The sequence below is a fragment of the Streptomyces sp. CB01635 genome, assembly GCF_002803065.1.
Taxonomy (GTDB): Bacteria; Actinomycetota; Actinomycetes; order Streptomycetales; family Streptomycetaceae; genus Streptomyces.
Genome location: NZ_NNBL01000008.1, coordinates 112,288 through 133,008, shown reverse-complemented (window position 1 = coordinate 133,008; position 20,721 = coordinate 112,288). Strand labels below are relative to the sequence as shown.

Genomic DNA, 20,721 nt, shown 5'->3' with positions numbered 1-20,721 from the left:
CGCGCGAAGCAAGGTCAACCACCCACCCCCGCCCTTCAGCTGAGGAGCCGCCCCATGCGCACACCCGCACGCCGTACCCGAGCCGCTGTTCTCGCCGCATCCACGGCCCTGCTGCTCGGTCTCGCCGCGGTCCCGGCCGCCCACGCGGACGGCGCCCGGCACCGTGCCGCCACGCTCGACGACCTGGCCCAGCGGACCGGCCGCTACTTCGGCTCGGCCGTCGACAACCCCGAGCTCGACGACACCGCGTACGCCGACCTGCTCGGCAGCGAGTTCGGCGCCACCACCCCCGGCAACGGCATGAAGTGGTACGCCACCGAACCCCGGCGCGGCGTCTTCGACTTCACCGCCGGCGACGAGATCGTGGCGTACGCAAAGGCCCACCATCTGAACGTGCGCGGCCACACCCTGCTGTGGCACAGCCAGCTGCCGAGCTGGCTGACGGACGGCACCTGGACCGCCGACGAACTGCGCTCGATCCTCAAGAACCACATCACGACCGAGGTGAAGCACTACAAGGGCAAGGTCTTCGCCTGGGACGTGGCCAACGAGATCATGAACGAGGACGGAACGTACCGGGAGAACATCTTCTACAAGACGCTCGGCCCCGGCTACATCGCCGACGCCCTGCGCTGGGCGCACGCCGCCGACCCCAAGGTCAAGCTGTACCTCAACGACTACAACGTCGAAGGGCTCGGCGCGAAGTCGGACGCCTACTACACGCTGATCAAGCAGCTCAAGGCGGATCGCGTCCCGATCGACGGCTTCGGCATGCAGGCCCACCTCGCCCTGCAGTACAGCTTCCCGAACGACATGCGGGGCAACATCCAGCGCTTCGCCGACCTGGGCCTCGACGTCGCGATCACCGAACTCGACATCCGGATGATCCTGCCCGCCGACGCTGCCTTGCTGGCCCAACAGGCCGACTGGTACGCCCAGGTCACCGACGCCTGCCTGGCCGTGCGGCGCTGTGTCGGCATCACGCTTTGGGGCTACTCCGACCGGCACTCGTGGATCCCGTCGGTCTTCCCCGGCCAGGGCGCGGCGCTGCCCTGGGACGAGAACCTCCAGCGCAAGCCCGCGTACGACGCGATCGCCGGCGCGCTCGCGGCCGCCGCGAGGTCGGCGGCCGGACGCTGACCGCCGGCTGACGACCGGGGCGCTTACCCCGAAGGCCCCATAGGCCCTCGGGGTAAGCGCGTCGGTCACCCGCGGCCGTGGCTCACGGGATACGAGTGGCCGACCGCGATCTCGTCGATCCTCAGCTGGTGGTAGAAGGGGACGACGGTCGCCGCCGACCAGGTGCTGTCCACCTCCAGCCTGATGTAGCGGGCCGTGGTGTCCAGGTCGATGTAGCGGGTGCTGCGGGCGCTCTCCATGACGCCGGTCTTCACCGGCTCGCCCCAGTGCTCGCCGTCGTCGCTGACGAAGACCTTGTAGTCCTTGATCCGGGCCGAGTCCTCCTTCCTGCCGAACGACTCGCGGTTGTAGGTGGGCGACCACTCGGTCTGGTTCACGGCCAGGTACCGGGCCTTCTTCACGCCCCCGAGATCCAGCGTGACCGAGACGGGCACCTGCGCGTCCGAGTCCCAGTACCGGGTGAGGCCACCGTCGGTGAGGTTCGCCGCCGGGTGGCCGTCCTTCGTCGACGTGGCGGTGGCCCGCACCGTGTGGGACGGGTACAGGCCCTGGCGGTGTCGCTCCGTCTCCACCTTGAACACCGTGTCGTACGGGTCCCAGGTGTTGATGCCCTTGAGCGTCACGCTTCCGTCGCGCTGGTCGAAGGCGATCCGCTTGCCGGTGCGCAGATCGCTGATCCGCTTCACCTTGGTGCCGTTGTCACGAAGGCTGAGGGTGCCGGTGTCGGCGCCGCTCGGCCGCGTCGTGACGTGGATGTACTGGCGTGCCGGGTCCTCCTTGCTCACCGTGGTGTAGCCGTACGCCCCGTCGTTCCAGGCCCCCGGACGCAGCCCGCCGTACAGATAGCCGCCGCCCTCCACGCCGTGCAGCGACTCCCGGATCGGGTCGAGATACGTCGACAGGTAGTCGGTGAACGCCTGCTGCTGGGGCGGGAACGTCCCGTTCACCTGGGCCTGGAGGTCCATCAGGGACTTGTACGACGTCCCCGCGTTGGCCACGTAGCGGCGGATGTTGAGCGCCGTGTCGACCGGACGGTCCTGGCCGTCGTACCACCAGGCGCCGCTCGAGGGCACTTTGTAGCAGGACTCCGTCAGGCGCGGCATGGACGTCCAGTACGCCGCCGGCATGTCGTAGTCGGGCGTCATGCCGGTCTTCTGCTCGTTGGACACGGTGTCCATGATCGGTGTGTCTTCGTTGTTGTTGCTCAGGAGCATGTCCGGGCGCTGCTCACGGATCTGCTCGTAGAGGTGGTGCTGCTCCCAGTACTCGTTGTCGTTGTCGATCCAGAAGCCCTTCAGGTCCGGGTAGTTGTGCATCACTTCGAAGAAGTTGTCGTAGCTGAACTCGCCGAAGCCGGGCCGGGTCGTCAGATCGACGTCCGTGCCCTTGTACGCGGAGTAGGCGGCGGAGTCGAAGGACTCGCGGCCCTGCTCGTCGTGCCACTGCGGATCGTCGGTCATATAGAGGATGACCTTGATGCCCTTGGCCTTGGCCGCCTCGATGAGCTCACCGAGGATGTCGCGCTTCGTCGAGCAGCTGCCGGGGATCTTCGACGGCCAGGGGCGGGCGTAGCCCAGGCGACTGTGGAAGGTGGCCAGGACGATGTAGGAGCCGTGGATCTTCTGCGTCTCCTTGACCCAGTAGTCCGGGTTCCAGCCGCTGTCGTTCACGGCCTTCTGCCACGAGTCGCAGTCGTAGTGGGCGGGCTGTGTGTACATGCCCCAGTGCAGGAAGAGGCCCGCGGTGGAGTTGCGCAGCCAGGTCTGGCGCGGATTGAACATGCCCGGCACCGGGTCCGCCTGCGCGGTGGCGGTCGTGCCGGTGGCCGTGGCCGCGGGGGCGGATGCGGGGGTGAGCAGGAGGGGGCTGAACAGGGCGAGCAGGGCCGCCCACAGGGCCCACAGGCGCCGTGGCCGGCGCGCTGGTCTGCTGGACATGAGGGGTTGTTCCTCCTTCGGGTGCAGCACCGCTCGGGCGCCGGGACAAGGCACGTGCTCTGCAGGCGAGTTGGTGGACCTCCTTGAGGTCAGTCGGGCGGTCAGCAGGCCGGAGGGCGGTACGTCGAGGCGGGCGCCTGGGCCGAGGGTGTGCGGGCCCGAGCGGGTGACCCGGCCGAGCGCCTCGTACGTGGTGAGCGTTGTTTGCGCCAGGGCGTGCCGGACGACGCAGACCAGGCCGTCCGTGGCGGTGCCGTTCACCAGATCGGCACGGGGGTGGCGCATCAGGTCGAGCGGGACGGGGCGTTCGGCGTGGGCGACTATCACCTGGGCGTCGCCGGCGTGCGCCCGGACGAGGGGGTACAGCTCGTCCGGACGACCCGGCTTCACCTCGCCGTCGAGCAGCATGGGGCGCAGCCCCTGCCACTGCCGCAGCCAGAACGTCACGAACTCGCGGCGCTCCGGGGTCAACTCGCCCGGAAAGCTGGACAGTTGTGGCACTGCGTGCAACACGGGCTGGATCTGCCGGGCCGCCGCCTCGGCCGATGTGTCCGGGGCCCATATCAGCGTGTCCGAATGGACGGCGCCGCCGGTCGAGCAGAGCGCCGCGTCGATCGTGCGGATCCGGTTCGCGGTGGCGTCGGCCGGGCAGTCGGTGGCGCGCAGCAGATGCCCGTACGCGCTCATGCCGGGGCCGAGACAGGGCCGGCGCAGTTCGACCAGCGGGCCGCGCGGGCACAGCGCGCTGAGGGTGGCGCTGAGGTCCCCGAGCAGCAGGGCCGTCGCGGGTCCGACCGGGTCGCCGCCGTCGTCCGCGTACACGGTGGCGTCGTCGAGGAAGCCCAGCTTCGGGCCGTCGAGGCCGTGGTCGGCGACGAGGTGGGTGCACGCCTCCAGGATGTGTGTGCGCACCCGAGATTCCCTGGGGGCGAGGACGTGCGCGCCCGGCGCGGTCGGACTGGGGATGCGAGCGTTCGGGGAGAGCCATTGCCACTCGGGGGAGTCCGCGACGCCGGCCGGCGTCCGGGGGCCAGTAGCCGACGGCGTCCCTCAGCGATGTCTCCAGGCGGATCTCCATGGCGTCGCCCTCGAAGGCTGACAGGTCCAACGCCCGTACAACGTCTTTGAGTTCGCGCACGACGGGCTCCATGGGGGCTCCGTCGACGAGCACAGCGACGCGGACCCGGTCGATGAGCGCGTTAATGGCCGCGGGTGGGCGTTCTGCCGTGGTGACCGCGATCGACGTCACGTACGTCCTCCGGGAGGGCGACTGCAGAGACGGGCTGCCAATTCGTGAGCGTTCCCGTGAGCGCTCACGGAGTACCTTGAAGCCGCTGCATGTCCCCGTCAAGACCGGTGCGAGGGATTGCTGGATTCCGCCTTGATCGTTTCAATCGCCGTACGAATGAGGGCCGTTGACAGCAAGGAGTGAGCTGCTCATCATGTCCGTGAGCGCTCACGTGAACCATCCCGCAGCGACGGCGGACGACACTTGGGCAGGCGGAGAGAGGAGCCTTCCCGAGATGCCCACCCCTCGTACGTCCCGGCGCGGGCGTCACGGCGTCACCATCGACGACGTGGCCCGCTCCGCGGGTGTCTCCCGGCAGACCGTCTCCCGCGCCATCAACGACAAGCCGGAGATCGACCCGGACACCCGGGCGCGGATCCTGGAGGTCGCCCAGACACTCGGCTACCGGCCCAACCGGCATGCGCGCGGCATGGCCGGCCCGGCGACGACCATGCTCGGCCTCGTCGTCGCCGATGTGCTCAACCCGTTCTTTCCCGAGGTCGTGGCCGGGGTGATGGAGGCGGCCGACGAGCGCGGCTGGCAGGTTGCCGTGTACAGCACCGGGTCGGCCCTCGAACGCGAGCAGACGGTGGCGGCCACGGTCGCCGACCATGTCGACGCGTGCGTCGGCTACTTCTTCGCCGAGAGTGCCATCGAACGGGTGCGGGGCACCGGAATCCCGCTGGTGCTCCTGGACCATGACACCCGGCCGCCGGCCGCCGGCGGTGTCCGTATCGACTTCGAGTCTGGGATGCGGCAGGCCCTCGGGCACCTCATGGCGGCCGGACACCGGCGCGTGGTCATGCTCGATGACAAGGCTCGTGGAGACGGGGCGGACCCGCACTCCCGGCGCGCCCTGTTCCTCGCCCTGGCCGCCGAACACGGCCTCGATGCCGAGGGGACTCCTGTCGTGTCCGTGGCCAACTCCGTACAGGGCGGCGCCGACGGCATGGACCGCGTGCTCGCCCACCACCCCGGCACCACCGCGGTGCTCGGCTACAACGACCTGATCGCGGTCGGCGCGATGCGCCGCGCGCTGGGCCGGGGCCTGGCCGTACCGGGCGACTGTGCCTTCGTTGGGTGCGACGGCCTGATGCTCGGCGAGCTCATGGACCCGCCGCTCACCACGCTGCACGTCGACAAGCGCCAGGTGGGCCGGGCGGCCGTCGAGCAGGTCGCGGCGCTCGTGCAGGGCCGCGGCCCGCTCGCCGAGCGCGTGATCGTGCCGCGTCTGGTGGTGCGCGAGTCGGCCTGAGCGGCGGCCGTCGATCACGGTGATGGCATTGACGCGGGGACCGACGTGCCTCACTTCTGGTCCCTCCCGGGCCTGTCCGGCGGATCAGGGGCGGTCCAGGACCGAGAAGTTGTCGTCACCCGCCCGGCACCCTCCCAGGTTGAAGGGAACGGACACTCGTCGTAGTCCAGCCCGGTGGAGCCGAGTTGCTGCGAGGACTCCACACCGTTGGGCACGATGCGGTGGCGGATGCCACACCCGCGTAGCCAATGGTGCAAGTGATCGTGGTCGTAGCCCTTGTCGCCGTGTATTTACCCCGGGCGCCCGCGACGCGGGCCGGCGCGCACGGGCAGTGCGGGCAGCCTCAGGGGCGGGGGAGAGCGGCCAGGTACGCGCGCCAGCTGCCGTATGAGGTGATCTCGTGGGCACCGTCGACGGCCTGTGGCTCGCAGAGGAAGCCGGTGACGAAGCTTCCGTCCGCGAGTTCCACGCTTCCGAGCGCCATCGGGCGGGGCAGCGCGGCGAGGAGCGTACCCAGTCCCTCGGCGGGCAGTTGCCACACCTCGGCCTCGATCGTGCCTCCGCCTTTCCCTCCGCCTTCGCCGTCGCCGACCCGGACCAGTCCCGGCTTCGGCGGCATGGTGTTCAGTGCGTACAGCCGGTAGGCGGGCGCGGTCGTGGTGGTGTGCACCAGTCGCCCGCCCGCGGCGAGCAGTTGACCGTTCAGGGGCTGCCCGGACAGGTGCGCGCCGATCACCGCGAGCCGCAGGGGCGGGGAAGTGAGCAGCCCGGCGATGCGGACGAGCCGCTCGTCCGTGAAGGCCGGGCCGATCAGCATGACACCGAACGGGAGCCCGTTCACGCCGCCTGCGGGCACGGCGACCGCCGCCTGGTCGAAGAGGTTGGTGGAGTTGGTGAAGCGGCCGAGCCGGGCATTGACGCCCAGTGGGTCGGCCTCGACTTCGGCGATGGTCGGGTGGCCCGGTGCGGTCGGCAGGAGCAGTGCGTCCGCGTCGCCCAGGGAGGCCTGGGCCCGGACGCGGAGAGATGCAAGCTTTTGTTGGTCGGCGTAGAGCTGGTGGGCCGGGATGTCCCTGGCCCGGGAGATGATTCCGGCCACGGTCGGGTCGAGGTCCGGCGAGTCCTTGTGCGCGTCGATGAAGGCGCCGACGGCTGTGTAGCGCTCGGCGACGAACGCACCCTCGTACAGCATCGCCGCCGCCTCCGTGAACGGTGCGAGGTCGACAGGCAGGAGCTCGGCGCCCGCGTCGGCGAGCCGCTGCGCCGCCGCTTCGAACGCCTCGGTCCAGCCGGTGTCCAGCCGGCCCAGTTGCCCGAGTTCCGGGACGGCGATCCGCCACGGTCCGGGGCGACGCGCGGCCGGAGCCGACGGTTCCCGCCCGGACGGCGCTGACATGAGGGACAGCGCCTGCTCGGCTTCCGGGAGCGTGCGGCCGAAGACCGTGACGCAGTCGAGCGAGGCACAGGCCGGGACGAGGCCCTCGGTCGGGATCAGTCCGAAGGTCGGCTTGAGACCGACGATGCCGTTGAACGCCGCCGGGACACGGCCCGAGCCCGCGGTGTCCGTGCCGAGCGCGATGTCGGCGATGCCGAGCGCGACAGCGACCGCCGAGCCGGACGAGGAACCGCCGGATACGTGTTCCGGGGCGAGGGCGTTGCGGACCGCGCCGTACGGGCTGCGGGTGCCGACCAGGCCGGTCGCGAACTGGTCGAGGTTCGTGGTGCCGAGGACCACGGCGCCCGCAGCTTTCAGACGGGCCACGGCCGGCGCATCGGTGTCGGGCTCGTAGGCGTAGGCGGGACAGCCGGCGGTGGTCGGCAGTCCGGCCACGTCGATGTTGCCCTTGACCGCGAGCACCGTCCCGGCCAGCGGCAGCCGGTCACCGGCGGCGACCTTCGCGTCGACCGCGGCGGCGTCCGACTCCGTATCGGCCTGCGGGCGCAGGCCGATCCACACCTCGGGCCGGTCCACCTGCGCGATGCGTGTGTAGGCCGCCCGTACCCGTTCCACTGCGGTGATCACGCGGCTGCCTCCACGGTTTCGACGGGAGCGAGGACGACGAGGGCGGTGCCCGCCTCGACCTGGCTGCCCGGCTTGGTCAGGATCTTCGTGACGATACCGTCGGCGGGGGCCGGCACCCGGGACTCCATTTTCATCGCTTCCAGCGCGAGGAGCGGCTGCCCGGCCGACACACGGTCGCCGACCTCGACGTTGACCTGCCAGACGGAGGCGGTGAACTCGGCTTCGACCAGGTGGCCGCCCTCGGGGACACTGACGTCGGTGGGCTGTGGGGCGGCCTCGGTGGCCGCCTGCTCGCGGGTGAACTCGCCGGCCGCTTCCCAGGCGTCGCGCTCCGCGCGGAACGCCGCGCTCTGCCCGGCCCGGAACTCGGCGATCGACTCCGCGTTCTCGGCGAGGAACCGCTGGTACTCGGCGAGTGAGAAGGAACCCTCCTCGACTCTCGGTACGAACCGGCCGGACGTGATGTCCGCGCGCAGTTCCAGGAGTTCCTCCGCCTCGACCGGGTACCACCTGATCCGGTCGAAGAAGCGCAGCAGCCAGGGCCTGCCCGGCTCGAAGGCGCCGCGCTGCTGCCAGCCCGACCACACCTGTGTGGTGCGGCCGACGAACTGGTAGCCGCCCGGGCCCTCCATGCCGTAGACGCACAGGTAGGCGCCGCCGATGCCGACCGAGTTCTCCGCGGTCCAGGTACGGGCCGGGTTGTACTTGGTCGTGACCAGCCGGTGCCGCGGGTCCAGGGGGGTGGCGACGGGTGCGCCCAGGTACACGTCTCCCAGCCCCATCACCAGGTACTCGGCATCGAAGACGGTGCGGTACACGTCCTCCACGGTCTCCAGGCCGTTGACGCGGCGGATGAACTCGATGTTCCAGGGACACCACGGGGCGTCGTCGCGCACGCCCGCCATGTAGCGGGCGATGGCCTCGCGGGTCGCCGGGTCGTCCCAGGACAGCGGCAGGTGGACGATTCGGCTGGGAACCACCAGCTCGTCGGGGGCGGGGAGTTCCTCCTCAACACGCCGGGCGATGTCGAGGAGCTTCTCCTGAGGCAGGACGTCGGGATCTGTCCGGACCTGGAGGGAGCGGATGCCCGGAGTCAGGTCCTCGACGCCGTCGAGCCGCTGCCCGGCCAGCGCCTGCGCGAGTGCGTGGATCCGCATGCGCAGGGCCAGGTCGAGCTGCATCGGTCCGTATTCGATGAGGAGGTTGTCGTCGCCGCTGCGCCGGTAGGTGACCGACGGGCGGGTTTCGGTCCGTGGCAGGCGGGCGAGGATGCCGCCGTCGACGACGGCCTCCCGATCGGCGCGCGGGGCCGCTGCCGGGTTCCGCCGCAGCCCGGCGGCGGCCTCGGTGGTCACCGGGACGAAGCGGACTGTATCGCCCGGACGGAGCTGGCCGAGTTTCCAGCGCTGTCCGGTCACGATCGTCGCCGGGCAGACGAAGCCGCCCAGGGAGGGCCCGTCGGGGCCGAGCAGGACGGGCATGTCGCCGGTGTAGTCGACGGCGCCGACGGAGTACGGGGTGTCGTGGATGTTGGACGGGTGCAGGCCCGCCTCGCCACCGTCCGTGCGCGCCCACCGCGGCCTGGGGCCGACGAGGCGCACACCGGTGCGCGCCGAGTTGAAGTGCACCTTCCAGTCCGCGGCGTAGAAGTCGCGGATGTCGTCGTCGGTGAAGAACTCGGGGGCGGCGTGCGGGCCTTCGACCGCGCCGATGTACCACGCGCCGGCGAAGGCCGGGCGCCGGTCGAGGGCCACGACGGAGGTATCCGGGCGCTGCTCGCCGCCGTGCAGGACGTCGCCCGCGCGCAGGGCGCGGCCGCCGTGTCCGCCGAACCGGCCGAGGGCGAAGGTGGCCGAGCTGCCCAGGAACTCCGGTATGTCCAGGCCGCCGGCGAACAGCACGTAGGTGCGCAGGCCGTGCTCGTCGGGTGACCCGACGGCCAGGGTCTGCCCGGCTTCGACGGTGACCGGTTCCCACTGCGGTACGGCGATGCCGTCGATCGTCACCGGTGCGGGGGCGCCGGTGACGCACACCGTCGTCGGGTGGGTGAAGCGGAGGGACGGGCCCTGCAGGGTGCACTCGAGGCCGGGTGCGCCCTCGGTGTTGCCGAGCGCGGTGTTGCCGAGCCGGAAGGAGAGGTCGTCCATCGGTCCGCACGGGGGGACGCCGACCTGCCAGTGGCCGGTGCGTCCGGGCCAGTCCTGCACGGTGGTCAAGGTGCCGGGAGTGACGATCTCGATGCGCGGCGTCGGGTCGCTGATGGTGGCGAGCGAAGCGGTGGAGTGGGCCGCTTGGCGCACGTCGGCGTCCTGGAGCGCGGCGCGCACCAGGCCGAGGTTGGTCTCGATGCCGTCGAGGCGGGTCGCGGCGAGGGCTGCGTCCAGCCTGTCGAGCGCCTCGGCGCGGTCGCTGCCGTGCGCGACGACCTTGGCGAGCATCGGGTCGTAGGAGGTGGTGACCTCGGTGCCGGTCTCCACCCAGGTGTCGACGCGGACGCCCTCGGGGAAGGCGACGCGGGTCAGCAGGCCCGCGCTCGGCCGGTGGTCGCGGGAGGGGTCCTCGGCGTAGATGCGTGCCTCGACGGCGTGGCCCCTCGGTGTCAAAGGCACGCCGGCGACCGTGGTGTCGCCCTGCGCGAGGCGCAGCATCCACTCCACGAGGTCGACGCCGTAGATCTCCTCGGTGACCGGATGTTCGACCTGGAGGCGGGTGTTGACCTCGAGGAAGTACGCCTCCTCGCGGGCGGCGTCGTACACGAACTCGACCGTGCCGGCGGACCGGTAGTTCACGGACGCGCACAAGTCCCGTGCCGAGGAGGTCAATTGCTTGCGTACCGCGTCCGGGAGATCCGGGGCGGGGGCCTCCTCCAGGACCTTCTGGTTGCGGCGCTGCAGCGAGCAGTCGCGGTCGCCGAGGGTGACGACGCGGCCCTCGCCGTCGCCGAAGACCTGCACCTCGACGTGGCGGGCGCGCTCGACGAGCCGTTCCAGGAAGACGCCGGCGGAGGAGAAGGAGGCGGCGGCCACGCGCTGCACCCGCTCCCAGGCGTCTTCGAGGGCGTCCGCGTCGTGGCACCCCTGCATGCCGATACCGCCGCCCCCGCCGGTCGCCTTGAGCATGACCGGGTAGCCGATTCCCTCGGCCGCCGCGAGGGCGGTGTCCAAGTCGGGCAGCAGCCCGGTGCCCGGGGCGAGCGGCACACCCGCCGCATGAGCGGCGGCGCGCGCGGTGTGCTTGGCGCCGAACAGCTCCAGCTGTACGGGGGTGGGGCCGACGAAGACCAGACCCGCTTCGGCGCAGCTGCGGGCGAAGCCGGCGTCCTCGGACAGGAATCCGTAGCCGGGGTGGACGGCGCCGGCTCCGGTGTCCTTGGCGGCCTTCAGGATCAAAGCGGCGTCGAGGTACGAGTCCTTGGCAGGGGCCGGGCCGAGCCGTACGGCCTCGTCGGCCAGCCGAACGTGCTCGGCGCCGCGGTCCGGGTCGGAGTAGACCGCGACGGTGCGCAGACCGATCCGGCGAGCGGTGCGGATGATGCGCGACGCGATCTCGCCACGGTTGGCGACCAGAAGGGTGTCGAACGTCATGGGTTTCAGCTCTCGTCCGGCTCGGTGATCGTCGTCTGCAGGGCGCTCGGGTGGAATCCGTTGCAGGGGTTGTTGATCTGCGGGCAGTTGGACAGCAGCGCGATGACGTCGGTCTCGGCGCGTAGTACGACTTTGAGGCCCGGGGCCGAGATGCCGTCGACGATGCCGAGGGTGCCGTCCGTCTCGACCGGCACGTTCATGTACCAGTTGATGTTGGAGACCAGATCGCGCTTGTCCAGTCCGTGCTTGCTGCCCTCGGCGAGGAAGTTCTCCACGCAGGCGTGCTGAGACCAGGTGTGGTGTCCGTAGCGGAGGGTGTTGGACTCCTTGGAGCAGGCGCCGCCCACGGTGTCGTGCCGACCGCAGGTGTCCTCGACGACGGTCATCAGCGGGGTGTGCTCGTTGGACAGCAGCAACGAGCCGGTGGTCAGGAAGATGTTGCCCTGGGCCTGGATGGTGTCGGGGGCGCTGTAGCGCACGGAGGTGTCATGGGCGTCGTAGACGAGGAAGTCCGCGGCCTGGTTCCCGTACAGGTCGGTGATGGTCAGCAGCTGACCCGTGCGTACGACGGCGGACCAGGCGGAGCAGGCGGGGACGGTCCGGTCGCAGACGACGTGGCCCGCAGGGGCGGTGGTGACGGTCATGCGATCCCCCTGGCGTTGAGGTGCTCGGCGGTGTTGAGGAAGGCACGGCGGCCCTCCGGCGTGGCGTCCCACAGTGCGTCGCCGGGGGCGGTCGGTGCGGCCCGGTACGCGAGGACCTCAAGCGGTCCGCAGATGTACGCGGGCCGCGGGTCCAGTGGGTGGGGGACGTTGGCGATGAGTACGGTCAGCGGTTGCTCGGCGCGCAGCGTGACGGACGTGCCGGCTCCCGCGGAGCCGGTGAAGCAGGCGGTGCCGTCCTCGCTGACCCGTACGCCCTGGAAGAAGGAGACGGACGGCGGGATGTCCCGCGGGCCGAGGCCGTTCTTGAGGGCGGCGAGTTTGAACAGCTCACGTCCGGCCGGGGTGGCCGATTGGGGAGTTCCGTCCCCGTACCGTTCGGTGTTGCGGACGAGGGCGGAGGTGCCGCTGAGGGCGTCGTGCCGGCCGGAGGCGTCCTCGGTGACGGAGGCGAGAACCCGGCCCTGGTCGGACAGGAGCAGATGTCCCTCGCCGAGGTAGGCGTTCCAGAACACCTTGACCGTGTCGGCCGCGTTCAGCCGCTCCCAGGGGCGGTCGGCGCTGTACAGCAGGACGTGTGCACACGCGTCGCCGGTGAGGTCGGTCAGGCGCAACTCGGTGCCACGGGCCAGGACCTTATGGGTGTAGTTGCCGCCTGCCACGGTCTCGGCCCACACGAGATCCTCGGCGGCGATGCCCTCGGGGGGCGTCGGCCAACTGCTCGCCGGGAGTACGGGCATGGTGTCGCACTGTGTGCCGTCCTGGGCGCGGGCGTGATCGCGGGCACCATAGGCCGACGCTGTCTCTGAAGCTGTCGCCACGGTTGAACCTCCGGCTCGACGCTATTTCTGTCGTGCGACAGAAATTAGGCTCAGGCCAAGTCGGGGCCATTGCCCGGGCATTTCGGCGCGGTAACCGGCATCTCACTTCGGCAGCTCGGCCCGCGGGGATCTCGCGGGCCTGTGCGAGGATCACGGAGTGAGCCCGCCCACCACCAGAAAAGTCGGCCGCCCGCGCGCCCAGGAGCGTCCCGCCAGCGGGCTGGAGCCGCGCGAAGAGGTTCTGGCCGCCGCGGCCGAGCTGTTCACCACGCACGGCTACACCGCGACCTCCACCCGGGCGGTCGCCGAGCGGGCCGGCCTGCGACAGGCGTCGCTCTACCACTACTTCGACGGCAAGGAAGCGATCCTCGCGGCACTGCTCGAAGGGACCGTCCGCCCCTCGCTGGAAATCGCCCGCGACCTGGTGGCCCGTACAGGAACAGCCGCCGAGGCGAGGCTGTGGGCCCTGTGCCACTCCGACGTCACGCTGCTGTGCCGTGGCCCGCACAACCTCGGGGCCCTGTACCTTCAGCCCGAGGTGCAGACGGAACGATTTGGCGTCTTCCACCAGGTACGAACCGAACTGAAGGCGTCCTACGGGGAGTTGCTGTCGGGCACGGAGCCCGGCGCGGCGCTCGGCGTCGAGGAGCTGGCGCTCCGAACAGACCTCCTCTTCGGCCTCACCGAAAGCGTGATCCTCATCCGGCGTGCCGACCCCGCCCGCGACGCGTCGGCCCTCGCAGTGGCGACGGCCGACGCGGCACTGCGGATTGCGGGGGTGCCGCAGCGCTCCCTGGCACGGCTGCGCCGCGAGGGGCAACAGCTCCTCGCGGCGCAGTGATGACGACGCGGCCGGGCGTGTGACCGCTCAGATACGTACGGCCTCGGCCGGCTCCTTGCGTCCAGGACCCTTGGCCGCTGGGGCAACTCCTGCGCGGCTCCGGTACACCGCACCGGCGGCCACTGTGGCGCCGACGAACAGGACGGTGAACCACTGGAAGTACCAGTGGCCCCCTGCCGGGTCGTACACCTGCGCGCGAGGCCAGGACAGATTGACCGTCATGAACAGCCCGTAGACGACCGCGAGCGCGTTGACGGGCAGACCCCAGCGGCCGAGGGAGAACAGTGGCCTGCCCAGCTCGTCACGGTCCCCGGAATCCGTCGTGGGCCACTGGCCCTTGAGCCGGCGGAGCAGCATCGGCGCAGTCACCCCGAGGTACGCGAGATACAGCATCGCGATGCACGTGGTGCCGATGGCCACGAACGCCTCCGGGGAGGCAAGGTTGAGCAGCGCGAGCGCCGCGGCCAGCCCGCCCACCACCAGCGCCGGGACGAAGGGCATGCCCGTGCGCGGCGACACCTTCGCCAGCCGTGCGGAGAAGGGAAGCATCCCGTCGCGCGCCATCGAGAAGAGCATCCGGCTTCCGGCGGTCTGGATGGCGAGCGTGGCCACGGAGACGGCCACCGCCACGTCCGCGAGAAGGACCTTGCCCACCCCGTCGCCCAGACTGCTGGTGAGTACGTAGCTCAACCCCTCGGTGGCGAGGTGGCCGTCGGAGAGGCTGGGTGCTGCGAGGAGACCGCCGAGCAGCAGCAGGCCGCCCAGGGCACCCGCCGTGGCGAGGGCGCTGAGGATGGTGCGGGGAGCGGTGCGACGTGGGTTACGGGTCTCCTCACTCATCTCGCCCGCACTGTCGAAGCCGATGAGGACGTATGCCGCGGTGAACGAGCCCACCAGCAGCGCCGCCACCGTGCCGTCCTGGCCGCCCGTCTTCAGGGCCACTCCGGCACCGCGCTCGACGTGGGTGAACAGCAGTACGACGATGAGGATCGCGCCGATGATCTCGGCGGTGACGCCGATCCGGTTGACGGCCGACATGACGCGGTTGTCGAGCACGTTGACGGCCGTGGTCAGCGCCAGCAGGACGAGAGCCAGAAGGGCGGCGTTGGCCGCCCCGGTCGCTGTGGTGGGCGCCGGGTCGCCGCCGACGAGCTGGAATCCGGACCAGATCGGGGGCAGAACGACCTGCAGTGCGAGTGCCGCGGCGGCGACCACGACCACCTGACCGATCACCATGATCCAGCCTGTGAACCAGCCGAAGGCCGGGCGGCTCAGCCGGGTCGACCACTGGAAGATCGCCCCGGAGATGGGGTAACGGGCGGCGAGTTCGGCGAAGCACGCGGCGACCAGCAGTTGGCCGATGAGCACGGCGGGCCAGGTCCACAGGAACAGCGGCCCGCCGAAGGAGTAGCCCAGGGAGAAGAACTGGAAGACCGTGGTCAGGACGGAGATGAAGGAGAACCCGGCGGCGAAGGACGCGTACCGCCCCATCTGCCGCCGCAGCTCCTGGCGGTAGCCGAAGGTGGCCAGCGTGCCGTCGTCCGTGACGCCGGCCGACGGAGGGGGAGGTGGTGTGGTGGAGTCGGTGGTCACGGTCATGGCGGTCCCCTGTCGCGGAGGCGTGATCCTGCGGAGTTCCTGTCGTGCGACAGAAATTAGGGACCACCCGTTTCTGCCGGGTGTCACCGCCGTGTCCGCTCCGTTAGTGACTCCTCTCCGTGGCGGGATGCCGCTCATAGGCGGGAAGTCGCGTTCTGTCAGGTGCTGTAGGCCGGCATGACGATGGGGGATGTTCCGGGTCCGTCACGCAGGTGCGTGACGGACCCGGAACATCACGCGGTCGAGGGCCGCCCAGGTAGGTGCCCACCTTCCGGCGAGGTGAACAGCACGATGAACGCCGCACGGCCCCGGGCCTCGGACTCGCGGAGCACGAGCCGTTCGGTCCTGATCGGGACAGGTGGCCAGGCGACGGCGCCGAGTTCAGTCATCGCGGGAACCTGTGGCGCGCTCGGAAGAGTGATCCGAAAGGAAGGCGTGGTTGAGGTAGCCCGCTGGGGCTGCCAGAACATGGTGCGCCCTTCGTACTCGTGAACATCTCCTGTGCGCCTGCGTACTGGAGATGGCGCCCTGCCAGGCCGACATGGCGACGAGCGGCGAGGACGCGTGCGCCGGCTCGGGCCGATCGAGCGCCCGGGGCATCCGTGTACCCGCACGTGAAAAGGAGCGAAAGGGCGAGCGCGGCGTTCTCTTGGCCGTCGAGTTCACCGTTGCAGACGGTTCAAGAACCGCTGCAGACGGTTCGGTTCAAGAGAGGACGTGGGACCAGAAGCGAGCCTTGTAGAACTTTGCTCCGGATCGGACCGAATCGGCCCGGCCGGAGAAGCCGACCGTGTCGTTCCACCAGGTCGCCGCGCTGGTGGCGTCGACCCAGAATTCCGTCCCGTCGGGGAGCCTGCTGAAGGACTTCGTGAAGTACCAGTCGTACAGCCTGGCCGGAGCGGCGAAGGACCACGTACCGGTGGCGTTGTTGTATATGAGACGGGTCTTCCATATCCCGTGGTCGGGATTGCCGGCGTCGCCGCCCACGGTGTACAGGATGTCGGAGGAGGCGTAGTCCGGCTGCAGGTCGTGCCCCGTGCCGCTGAAGGCCAGCGTCGACACCTGTGAGAGGCCGGTGATGATGCCGCTGCTGTTCGTCACCAGGCGGTAGGCGCGCAGCTCGTTGTCGCCGATTGCCAGCAGGCATTCGTTGGCGTCGTCCCACAGCACGCCGTGGGCACCGGGGAAACCGGTGCTGATGGTGTCGGCGAACGAGGTCGGCGGCAGGCCGCCGTGACTGGTGGGTACGAAAAGGTTGATGCCGCCGCCAGCCTCGTAGTTGTCGCCGGTGGCCCTCTGCTTGGCGGAGGCGGTGACGATCGCGCCGTGTCCGTCGATCCGCTCGACCGAGTGAGGATTGCCCGGCACGACCGCCGTCCAGACGACTGCCTTGTCACTCTCGCGGACCATGGCGGCGCGTCCACCCGTACTCGCTGTGCCGTTCGCGCAGCACACCAGGACGTCGTCCCAGTTGGCCGTGAGCCGGCGTTTGGCGTCGGCCAGATACTTCCAGGTATCCGTGCTCGGCGCGCTCCAGTACCACTCGGGGGAGCCGTTCCAGTCGGTCGTGCCGTTGCTGAAGCGCTGGATCTGGTTGGCGGCCTGTTCGACGACAACGATCAGGTAGTCCGTGGCGGCGGCCGCTGACCGCACTGTGGCCGCGCCGCTTGCCGCCGTCAGTCCAGTGGTCACCACTGCTCGCAACAGCGATCTCCGCTTCAACTTCCGCCCCTTCGGCCGCCCCGTGAAAGAAGCGATCATCCTCGCACAGGGCAATCGGAGGCAACAGCCTGCGTGGGAAAGGCATTTGGGCAGGAGGTTGCCCGGGGACGCAGTCCCTCGTAGACACGGGTGTGGGTCAGCCGGATGGACGGCCCCCGGCTGGACCTCTCGAAAGGTGCCGGCTCCCACCGACATCGGACCGACAATCTCTGATATGCCACCGACACCATGGCCCGCTCTCCAGCCGCGGGTAGTCGGTGATCGAATCGCCGGTGAACATCAGGGTGCTTCCCGGTCGGACACGGTCTCGGGTTCGGCTACCCGCTGCGCGTCGCGGGCGAGCGGGGACGAGGACGAGGCCATTCCGGCCGCTCGGGGGAGGAGGTCCCCGGGCTGAACGCGGACTGCGGGGCGGATTGGTGACGCGGCCGCAGCCTGCTCCCAGCGGGCGGGCCGGGCGAGTGAAATCGGGCGACGGTGAAGAACAGCCCGCGAACCTCCGAAGCGCTCGTCGAGACCGGGGGCTCAGCGCCAGTCGACCCCGCCCGCGCCCGTGCCCTGAGCCAGTCTTGCCTCGATCTCCTCGCGCACCTTCTGCATCACGGTCACAATCCGCCGCTCGCGCTCCTCGGTGAGCCGTGCCACCGGCACCGAGCAGCTGATCGCGTCGTGCGCCGGCGCTTCGCCGTTCACGCGCAGCGCGAAGCCGAATCCGACGATGCCGGTGACGCCCTCCTCACGGTCGATCGAGTAGCCGCGGGCACGGACCTGTGCGAGGTCGGCGACGAGCGCGGCCAGGGTGGTGTGGGTGCGTGGCGTCAGTGCCTCGTACGGCGCGTCGGGCAGCGCCGCGTCCGGGTGTTCGGCCAGTAGCGCCTTGCCGAGTGCGCCCGCGTGAGCGGGAAGCCAGCGCCCCACTCGGCTGATGGTGCGCAGATACTCGTGCGACTCGCGGGTCGCGAGATAGGCGATGTCCATGCCGTCGAGGCGGGCCAGATGGATGGTCTCGCCGAGTTGCTCCGAGGCGTCGTCCAGGTACGGGCGCACCACGCGGACCACGGGGTCCGTGTCCAGATAGGTGGTGCCGGTGAGCAATGTGCGCAGGCCGATTCCGTAGAGCGATCCGGTGGCGTCGGTGCGCACCCAGCCGCGTGCGATCAGGGTCTGCAGCAGCGCGTACATGGAGCTGCGCGGGACGCCCAACTCGGCGGCGAGTTCCTGCAGCCGGGCGGGCCGGTCGCCGCGGTCGGCGAGGAGTTCGAGCAGTTCGACCGTGCGAGCGGCCGACTTCACCTCGCGCACGCCGGACTCGGACGGCCGGGCCACGGGCTCAACAGATTCGGACATGGGTCGATCGTACGTACCGTCCCGACCTGCGTGTCCCCGCCTGCACTTGATGCCGAATCCCTTGCTCGAACCCATTGACGGGGTGGTTTCCCGAGCCTACTGTCCATCCCCATGTGCGAACGTCATCTACATACGGAGACAGCATGGTGACTCGGACCCCCCTCGCCGGCACTGCGGCGCGGCTGCGCGACGGCATGGCCCAGGGCGTGCTGTCGTTCCCGCTCACCAGCTTCCAGGCCGACGGATCGCTCGACCTCGACGGCTTTCGCAGCTATCTCGCCGGGCAACTGGAGACGAACCCCGGCGCGCTCTTTCCGGCCTGCGGCACGGGGGAGTTCAGCGCGCTCGACGAGGACGAGTACGGCCAGGTCGTCGCGACCGCCGTGGAGGTGACGGCGGGCCGCGTCCCGGTCGTGGCCGGTACCGGCTACGGCTACGCCCAGGCACTGCGCTTCGCCCGTATCGCCGAGGACGCCGGAGCCGACGCGCTCCTCGTCCTGCCGCACTACCTCAACAAGGCCCCGCAGGACGGGCTGGTCGAGCAACTCCACCGGATCGCCGACCGCACCCGGCTGCCACTCATCGCCTACCAGCGTGACCACGTGACGTACGACGCGGAGACCGTGCGCCGGATCGCCGCGATCCCCGGCGTCATCGGCCTCAAGGACGGACACAGCGACCTCGACCGGCTCCAGCGCAGCACCCTCGCCGCCCCCGACGGCTTCCTCTTCTTCAACGGCGCCCCGACAGCCGAGCTCCAGGCCCGCGCCTATGCGACGGTCGGCATCCCTGCGTACTCCTCGGCTGTCCACGCCTTCGCCCCGGAGATCGCCAACGCCTTCTTCCAGGCCCTGTCGGCAGGTGACGACAGCCGCGTCGACACGCTGCTCGCCGACTTCTACGTGCCCTTCGTGGAGCTGCGCGACCGGCGGCCCGGGTATGCGGTGTCCCTGGTCAAGGCGGCGGCCCGGCTGCGCGGCCGCCCGGTCGGACCGGTCCGTGCGCCCCTCACCGACCCGACCCCCTCAGACCTCGCCGACCTCGAAACACTGCTCACCACCGGCCTGAACCTCGTTGGAGCCGCCCGATGAACGACCTGACGATCTCCGACGTCCGGCTGACCCCGATCCTCGTCGCCGACCCGCCGCTGCTCAACGCCCAGGGGGTGCACCAGCCGTACACCCCCCGCCTGATCATCGAGGTCACGACAGCGGACGGGATCACCGGCCTCGGCGAGACCTACGGCGACACCAAGTACTTGGAACTGGCCCGCCCGTACGCCGAGAAGCTGGTCGGCCGGTCCGTCGCAGACCTCAACGGCCTGTTCACCCTCGCGGACGAGGTCGCGGTGGCCGAGGAGCGGGTGACGGGCCAGGTGGACGTGGGTGGCCTGCGAGGCGTCCAGACCGCCGACAAGCTGCGGCTGTCCGTCGTCTGCGGCTTCGAGGTCGCCTGCCTGGACGCACTCGGCAAGGCGCAGGGCCTGCCGGTTCACGCCCTGCTCGGCGGCAAGGTGCGCGACACCGTCGAGTACAGCGGCTACCTCTTCTACAAGTGGGGCGAGCACCCGAAGGGCGTCGACTCCGAGGTGGACGACTGGGGCGAGGCCGTCGACCCGGCCGGCATCGTCGACCAGGCACGCAAGTTCACCGAGCGCTACGGCTTCCGCTCCTTCAAGCTCAAGGGCGGCGTATTCGCGCCCGAGCAGGAGATCGCGGCGATACGTGCCCTCGCCGAGGCGTTCCCCGGAAGCCCGCTGCGACTCGATCCCAACGGCGCCTGGTCCGTCGAGACCTCCGTCAAGGTCATCGAGGCGTTGCAGGACGTCCTGGAGTACATGGAGGACCCCACTCTCGGTACGCCCAACATGGCCGCCGTCGCCGCCCGTACCGGCGTGCCGCTCGCCACCAACATGTGTGTGACGACCTTCGACGAGGTCAAGGAGGCGTTCACATGCGACGCCGTCCAGGTCGTCCTGTCCGACCACCATTACTGGGGCGGCCTGCGCAACACCCGCGAACTCGCCGCCATCTGCCGCACCTTCGGCGTCGGAGTGTCGATGCACTCCAACACCCACCTGGGCATCTCGCTCGCCGCGATGACACACGTGGCGTCCACCGTCCCGAACCTGCACCACGCCTGCGACTCGCACTACCCCTGGCAGTCCGAGGACGTGCTGAACGAACGGATCACCTTCACGGACGGCAAGGTGACCGTCTCCGACGCCCCGGGCCTCGGCGTCACCCTCGACCGCGACAGGCTCGCCGTCCTGCACCAGCGCTGGCTTGACGACGACGGCACGATGCGCGAACGCGACGACGCGGCCGCGATGCGCGTCGCCGCCCCGGCCTGGGAAACCCCGGCCTTCCCCCGCTGGTGACACCAACTTCCTGACGGGAGCCGGGAGTTCGCACGTCCCCGACTCCCGGCTCTGGTTGCGGGAGTTGTCCGCCGGGAGTCCCCTTCCCGGCCCCGGCGACTCCCGCCCTGCCGTACCCCGCA

At 70.3% G+C, this 20,721-nt stretch carries 13 protein-coding genes and 1 pseudogene; 5 read left to right on the top strand and 9 right to left on the bottom strand.

All coding sequences use genetic code 11. The features are described from left to right. The first annotated feature begins 54 nt into the window (after positions 1–54). Complete coding sequence (locus CG723_RS22650) at positions 55–1,140, top strand: endo-1,4-beta-xylanase (protein ID WP_100595294.1); 1,086 nt, start codon at positions 55–57, stop codon at positions 1,138–1,140. Between the two features lie 65 nt (positions 1,141–1,205). Here CG723_RS22650 and CG723_RS22645 read toward each other — a convergent pair whose 3' ends face one another. After that, on the bottom strand, positions 1,206–3,077 hold the full coding sequence (locus tag CG723_RS22645; protein ID WP_100595387.1) for an alpha-L-fucosidase: 1,872 nt from the start codon (positions 3,075–3,077) through the stop codon (positions 1,206–1,208). A gap of 1,523 nt (positions 3,078–4,600) precedes the next feature. Between CG723_RS22645 and CG723_RS22640 the strand changes: the two genes are divergently transcribed. Continuing rightward, a complete protein-coding gene (locus tag CG723_RS22640; protein ID WP_100595293.1) occupies positions 4,601–5,620 on the top strand; it encodes a LacI family DNA-binding transcriptional regulator in 1,020 nt (339 codons plus the stop codon). Between the two features lie 343 nt (positions 5,621–5,963). On the opposite strand, the gene atzF is transcribed toward CG723_RS22640, so the two are convergent. Genes atzF through CG723_RS22620 form a run of 4 tightly spaced genes read right to left on the bottom strand, consistent with a single transcriptional unit; the run spans position 5,964 to position 12,629 of the window. Beyond that, on the bottom strand, positions 5,964–7,643 hold the full coding sequence (atzF, locus tag CG723_RS22635; protein ID WP_100595292.1) for an allophanate hydrolase: 1,680 nt from the start codon (positions 7,641–7,643) through the stop codon (positions 5,964–5,966). Next, complete coding sequence (gene uca / locus CG723_RS22630) at positions 7,640–11,227, bottom strand: urea carboxylase (RefSeq protein ID WP_100595291.1); 3,588 nt, start codon at positions 11,225–11,227, stop codon at positions 7,640–7,642. Before uca ends, atzF begins: the two co-directional genes overlap by 4 nt. A 5-nt stretch (positions 11,228–11,232) precedes the next feature. Continuing rightward, the gene (locus CG723_RS22625) at positions 11,233–11,871 is read right to left on the bottom strand and encodes an urea amidolyase associated protein UAAP2 (RefSeq protein WP_100595290.1); all 639 of its coding nucleotides are present in this window, start codon (positions 11,869–11,871) and stop codon (positions 11,233–11,235) included. Continuing rightward, positions 11,868–12,629: an urea amidolyase associated protein UAAP1 gene (locus CG723_RS22620; RefSeq protein ID WP_100595289.1), complete on the bottom strand. Its 762-nt coding sequence runs from the start codon at positions 12,627–12,629 to the stop codon at positions 11,868–11,870. Before CG723_RS22620 ends, CG723_RS22625 begins: the two co-directional genes overlap by 4 nt. Before the next feature lie 238 nt (positions 12,630–12,867). Here CG723_RS22620 and CG723_RS22615 point away from each other — a divergent pair, with 238 nt between their 5' ends. Next, a complete protein-coding gene (locus CG723_RS22615) occupies positions 12,868–13,551 on the top strand; it encodes a TetR/AcrR family transcriptional regulator (RefSeq protein WP_100595288.1) in 684 nt (227 codons plus the stop codon). A 27-nt stretch (positions 13,552–13,578) separates the two neighbouring features. On the opposite strand, the gene CG723_RS22610 is transcribed toward CG723_RS22615, so the two are convergent. From CG723_RS22610 to CG723_RS22595, 4 genes and pseudogenes are all read right to left on the bottom strand, one after another. Continuing rightward, entirely contained in the window at positions 13,579–15,150 is a 1,572-nt protein-coding gene (locus CG723_RS22610; protein ID WP_100595287.1) for an amino acid permease, read from the bottom strand. Between the two features lie 232 nt (positions 15,151–15,382). Further along, positions 15,383–15,539, bottom strand: a pseudogene (locus CG723_RS47735) (GNAT family N-acetyltransferase); the annotation flags it as partial. A gap of 316 nt (positions 15,540–15,855) precedes the next feature. Further along, positions 15,856–16,842: a DUF6528 family protein gene (locus CG723_RS22600; RefSeq protein WP_159032515.1), complete on the bottom strand. Its 987-nt coding sequence runs from the start codon at positions 16,840–16,842 to the stop codon at positions 15,856–15,858. 555 nt (positions 16,843–17,397) lie between these two features. Further along, a complete protein-coding gene (locus CG723_RS22595) occupies positions 17,398–18,219 on the bottom strand; it encodes an IclR family transcriptional regulator (RefSeq protein WP_100595285.1) in 822 nt (273 codons plus the stop codon). Positions 18,220–18,362: 143 nt separating this feature from the next. Between CG723_RS22595 and CG723_RS22590 the strand changes: the two genes are divergently transcribed. Both CG723_RS22590 and CG723_RS22585 read left to right on the top strand, forming a co-directional pair. After that, the gene (locus CG723_RS22590; RefSeq protein ID WP_100595284.1) at positions 18,363–19,310 is read left to right on the top strand and encodes a 5-dehydro-4-deoxyglucarate dehydratase; all 948 of its coding nucleotides are present in this window, start codon (positions 18,363–18,365) and stop codon (positions 19,308–19,310) included. After that, positions 19,307–20,599, top strand: coding sequence for a glucarate dehydratase family protein (locus CG723_RS22585; protein WP_100595283.1), 1,293 nt, complete (start codon positions 19,307–19,309; stop codon positions 20,597–20,599). The genes CG723_RS22590 and CG723_RS22585 overlap by 4 nt, the downstream gene beginning before the upstream one ends. Positions 20,600–20,721 lie beyond the last annotated feature (122 nt).